Here is a 5,130-nt window from a genome sequence, read left to right on the forward strand (position 1 = left end):
CACTTTCGAGCGGTCCGTGTGACCGGTGACCATGACGATGGGCAGGTATTTATTGGCACTGTCCGACGCCGTGCGGACCAGGCGGGTGAATTCCAGCCCGTTCAGATCGCCCAGCATGTAGTCGACCAGGGCAAAGTCCGGATTGACATCGCGCATGGTCTCGAACGCGTCGGCGGCATCGCGCACTTCCACAATCGTGCGCACTCCGAACCCCTGCAGGATGGTGCGCAGGATGGTCGACATGTGCGCATTGTCCTCAACGATCAGGACACGAATGCGGTCGAAGCTGCCGGACATGAAATCTCGCAGTGGCGAAAGGGAATCAATGAACCCGCCAATTGTGCGCCAGCGGTCTTAACCAAGTCTTGACCGGGTGGGGCGGGCATGGCGACAGACTGCCGCACACGGTCGGCCGGCTCGACAGGTCACAAACCACCCTTTCCGTGCTAGTCTCTTCCCGTTGCGTTGCGTTCAATCTGGCAGCTTGAAAAGGGCATGGTCATGAACATCGCAGAGAAAATGGTGCGCACCCTGATCGACCGGGCCCGCGCCTATGACAGCAAGGAACAGATCGACGATTTCGAGCGCGACGCCGACAGTGGCGAGACGGATGCCGTCGAAAGTCTGCTGACCGGCGATACCGATCCGATCCGCACGGAGATCGAGGACTGGCTGGGCTCGCTCGACGAGGAGGCCCAGGCCGAGCTTGTGGCGCTCTACTGGATTGGCCGCGGGGATTATGACGGGCCGGATTTCCGTCGCGCCGTCCGCGAGGCCCGCAGCCGCCGCAGCGGCCCGACCGAGGACTATCTGCTCGGCGCGCCGATGCTGGGGGATTATCTCGAACTGGGTCTGGATTCGGTGATCGAGGCCGACGTCTTCGACGACGCGTGAGAGGGCGGTCAGCCTTGGCGCAACCGCGTTGCGATGTCATGCAAGGCCGTGTCCCGGGCATGCTCATCGCTTTCGTTCATCGCATCCTGGAGCTGTGCCGCGGCCTCAGTCAGTCGCCGGCTGGACTCAGCCTCGGCGTCGGCACGCGCCCGCTCCCAGTCACTGCCACGAACGGCCGCGACCAGAATGTCCGCGATGCGTTGCAGGATCTGCACCACGGCTTCGGCAGAGAAGCCTCCCACAAGGGCAATGCCCAGGACCCCGTAACTGCCTGCAACGTCTGCAAGGGGCTGATAGCCACCCACAATTTCACCCAGGATGAATCCGGACAGAATGCCGACGACGAAACGCACGAGGTATTGTTGGTTGTATTCCGGTCGAAACGTGCCGTCGCGAAGATAGTTTCGTGCCGTCCAGAACGCGAAGAGCGTTGCCCCGAGACCGGCCCCGCACAAGCGCAATACAGCAGAAACCAGCTGATCCGGCGCGTCGGGGTCAGTCCCAGCCAACGCCTTGATCCCCAAAAGGACCACGAGTGCGACCAGGCCGGCACCTCCGATCATGGTCAAGATTGGATTGTGGCGAAGCGAACTGGCCCGGATGGTTCCCGGTGTCGCCGGCGCGATGGCGAGCCGCAGATCCTGGTGGACCTTGAGCGCCAGCGGCAGGTTGTCCGCGACCCAATCCATATTTGCGGCGCGACCGCGCCGGCTGCCACGGGGTGAATGGCCATCGGGGTCATCACCGTCCTCGCCCAAGGGCTCGCGGGAGAGGCGCTGCAGCAAAAGCGGCAGCTCTGTCCGGACCGTTTCCGGGACCACGATACCGCGCGAGCGGGTAAATTCTTCCATTTCCAGGATTTCATCACTCACCTGGGTGAGCAATACATCCGATCGCTGCGAGGGATTTTCGGCCTTAATTCCGAAGTCCTGATCCGCCATTTTGCACCCCACCCTTCGATTGCTATAAATAATAGCACAATCGAAGCGGGTTCACAATTTGTGCGCGCCCATCAATTCTTCCAGTCAACTTCCGTGCCGCCCGGCGGCAAGCCGACGGCATCCTGACGGTGCTTGATCGCATTAAGGATGCGCTGACCCAGCCTGTCCGGCATCACCGGCTTGACCAGATAGGCGTCGACCCCAGCCTTGCCGGCTGCCTCCACAATCATCGCCTCGTCATGGGCGGTGAGCAGGATGATTGGCACATTCTGGTTGATCAGGCCGTCATCGCCGCGAATGCGCCAGGCGATCGAGACGCCGTCATCGCTCTGCAGCTCGTAATCGAGCAGGATCGCGTCGAACTTGCGTCGCTTGAGATGGTGCCAGGCGGTTTCACTGTCCGCCGCCTCGGACACGTCATCACACCCCTGTCGCTCAAGCAATTTGACCACGAGACTACGGATCGAGGTGACATCCTCGACCACCAGCATCGTCAATCCTGAGAGCGGCTTTTTCGGCATCGATCACCTCCTGCCGGTAAGGGATTCTAGCACGGGTCGGGCCTCGGGCAATCGTCCGGGGGAAGCAAGGCTGTCGGCAAGGCCGGCCATCAGGGTCTGCGGATTGACCGGCTTGGGCAGGACCGCGGAAAAGCCGGCAGCTGCGGCACCGCGTACCATGTGGGAGAAGCCATCAGCGGCGAGCAGGAATAGCGGCATGTCAGCGGCCACGCCGGCCGCCGGCTCGCGCAGCCGGCGCGCAAGGTCGAGACCGGTCGCGAGGCCGAGATCATAATCGATCAGCGCGAAATCCGGGCGGCAGGTATGGGTCATGACCAGCGCCTCGTCGCCATCGGCCGCTTCGAAGACGCGGGCGAAACCGAGCCCGGTCAGCAATGTGCGAATAACAGCGCGAACCGGGCGGCTGTCATCGACCAGCAGCACGGTGAGGCGGTCCGGGATGGGCACTGAAAGGGCAGACATTGTCATCTCCTCGTCTGCCCAGTTAACCACACGCGCCTGAACACCGGCCTAACGGCGGCTCATGCGATATGAGCGCTCCTGACAGGACGGTGGCAGGGAGGTCGCAGTGCGGCACTGGCCCTCGCCCGCCCGCCGTCACATATTCACCCAATGGCCAAGCTGACCCTCGACGACACCCTGACCGCCCCGGAAGACTTCGTGCTCGACACGCTGACCAGCGTGACGACCGCCGGTGAATGGACGCCGCACCGGCCCGACCGGCCGGAAAAGTCCGAGGGCGGACAGCGTTTCCAGTGCGTCTCGGAATACTCCCCCAAGGGCGACCAGCCACAGGCGATTGCCGAATTGGTCGCCGGGCTGAAGGATGAGGAGCGCGACCAGGTCCTGCTCGGCGCCACCGGCACCGGCAAGACCTTCACCATGGCCAAGATCATCGAGGCGGTGCAGCGTCCGGCCCTGATCCTCGCCCCCAACAAGACCCTCGCCGCCCAGCTCTATGGCGAGTTCAAGAGCTTCTTCCCCAACAACGCCGTCGAGTATTTCGTCTCCTATTACGACTACTACATGCCCGAGGCCTATGTGCCGCGCACCGACACCTATATCGAGAAGGAATCGTCGATCAATGAGGCGATCGACCGGATGCGCCACGCCGCGACGCGCTCCATCCTCGAACGCGATGACGTGATCATCGTCGCCTCGGTGTCGTGCATTTACGGCATCGGCTCGGTCGAGACCTATACGGCGATGACCTTCGAGCTGAAGCCCGGCGACATCGCCGATCCGCGCGCCATCACGCGCCAGCTGGTCGACCTGCAATACACCCGCAATGACGCCGCCTTCATCCGCGGCACCTTCCGCATTCGCGGCGATAATCTGGAAGTTTTCCCCGCCCACTACGACGACCGCGCCTGGCGGATCGGCTTCTTTGGCGATGAGGTCGAGCAGATCACCGAATTCGATCCCTTGACCGGCAAGACCATGACCGAGCTCAAATCGGTCAAATTCTACGCCAATTCGCACTATGTGACGCCGCGCCCGACGCTCAACCAGGCGGTGGTCAAGATCAAGGCCGAGCTGAAGGAACGCCTCGCCTGGATGGAGGCCAATGGCCAGCTCCTGGAAGCCCAGCGCCTGCAACAGCGCACCGAGTTCGACCTGGAAATGCTCGGCGCCACCGGCTCCTGTGCCGGCATCGAGAACTATTCCCGCTATCTCACCGGTCGCAAGCCGGGCGAGCCGCCGCCGACGCTGTTCGAGTATATACCAGAGGACGCCCTCGTCTTCGCCGATGAGAGCCATGTCTCGATCCCGCAGCTGGGCGCCATGTACAAGGGCGATTTCAGCCGCAAGAAGACGCTGACCGATCACGGTTTCCGCCTGCCCTCCTGCCTCGACAACCGCCCGCTCAAATTCGAGGAATGGGATGCCATGCGGCCGCAGACCATCTCGGTCTCGGCAACGCCGGGCCAGTGGGAGCTGAACCAGACCGGCGGCGTGTTCACCGAACAGGTGATCCGCCCGACCGGCCTCATCGACCCGCCGGTCGAGATCCGCCCGGTCTCCACAGATGGCGCCAGCCAGGTCGACGACGTCATCGACGAGGCCCGCGCCACCGCCGAAAAGGGTTTCCGCACCCTGGTCACCACGCTGACCAAGCGCATGGCCGAGGATTTGACCGAATACATGCATGAGCAGGGCCTCAAGGTCCGCTACATGCATTCCGACGTCGACACGGTGGAACGCATCGAGCTGATCCGCGATCTCCGCCTCGGCGTCTATGACGTGCTGATCGGCATCAACCTCTTGCGCGAAGGCCTGGACATTCCGGAGTGCGGCCTCGTCGCCATTCTCGACGCCGACAAGGAAGGCTTCCTGAGGTCAGAGACCAGCCTGGTCCAGACCATCGGCCGCGCCGCCCGGAATGCCGACAGCAAAGTCATCCTCTATGCCGACCGCATCACCGGCTCGATGCAACGCGCCATGGACGAAACCAACCGCCGCCGCACCAAACAGATCGCCCACAACGAAGAACACGGCATCACCCCGACGACGATCACAAGGGGCATCAGCGACATCCTGGAAGAAGTGATGGAGTCCCAAGCCAAGGGCCGCGGCGTCGCGGCCAAAGGCCGCAAGAAGGGCGACGGCAAGCCGAAAGGCCTGCGCGAGAGCGACCAGGCGGCATTCGTGGCGGGGGATAATGTGGTCGCGGTGATTGCCGATCTGGAGAAGCGGATGCGCGAGGCGGCAGCGGATCTGGAGTTTGAGGAAGCGGCGCGGTTAAGGGATGAGGTTTTGAAGTTAAGGGGGGA

Annotated in this window: 6 protein-coding genes; 2 read left to right on the forward strand and 4 right to left on the reverse strand. The window is 62.9% G+C overall.

All coding sequences use genetic code 11. The features are described from left to right. Positions 1-297, reverse strand: a 297-nt coding sequence (locus ACN0X9_RS13810) for a response regulator (protein WP_417488149.1), incomplete at its 3' end; no start/stop codon positions are given. 198 nt (positions 298-495) lie between these two features. Between ACN0X9_RS13810 and ACN0X9_RS13815 the strand changes: the two genes are divergently transcribed. After that, positions 496-894 (forward strand): DUF3775 domain-containing protein, encoded by a 399-nt coding sequence (locus tag ACN0X9_RS13815; RefSeq protein ID WP_417488150.1) that lies wholly within the window; start codon positions 496-498, stop codon positions 892-894. Positions 895-902: 8 nt separating this feature from the next. On the opposite strand, the gene ACN0X9_RS13820 is transcribed toward ACN0X9_RS13815, so the two are convergent. From ACN0X9_RS13820 to ACN0X9_RS13830, 3 genes are all read right to left on the reverse strand, one after another. Further along, positions 903-1,766 (reverse strand): hypothetical protein, encoded by an 864-nt coding sequence (locus tag ACN0X9_RS13820; RefSeq protein WP_417488151.1) that lies wholly within the window; start codon positions 1,764-1,766, stop codon positions 903-905. Positions 1,767-1,906: 140 nt separating this feature from the next. After that, positions 1,907-2,356, reverse strand: coding sequence for a response regulator (locus ACN0X9_RS13825; RefSeq protein ID WP_417488152.1), 450 nt, complete (start codon positions 2,354-2,356; stop codon positions 1,907-1,909). A 3-nt stretch (positions 2,357-2,359) separates the two neighbouring features. Further along, positions 2,360-2,818 (reverse strand): response regulator, encoded by a 459-nt coding sequence (locus tag ACN0X9_RS13830; protein WP_417488153.1) that lies wholly within the window; start codon positions 2,816-2,818, stop codon positions 2,360-2,362. Between the two features lie 150 nt (positions 2,819-2,968). Between ACN0X9_RS13830 and uvrB the strand changes: the two genes are divergently transcribed. Continuing rightward, positions 2,969-5,130 (forward strand): excinuclease ABC subunit UvrB (gene uvrB / locus ACN0X9_RS13835; protein WP_417488154.1); only part of this gene is annotated, 2,162 nt, incomplete at its 3' end.

The organism is Maricaulis sp., from assembly GCF_048268525.1.
Taxonomy (GTDB): Bacteria; Pseudomonadota; Alphaproteobacteria; order Caulobacterales; family Maricaulaceae; genus Maricaulis.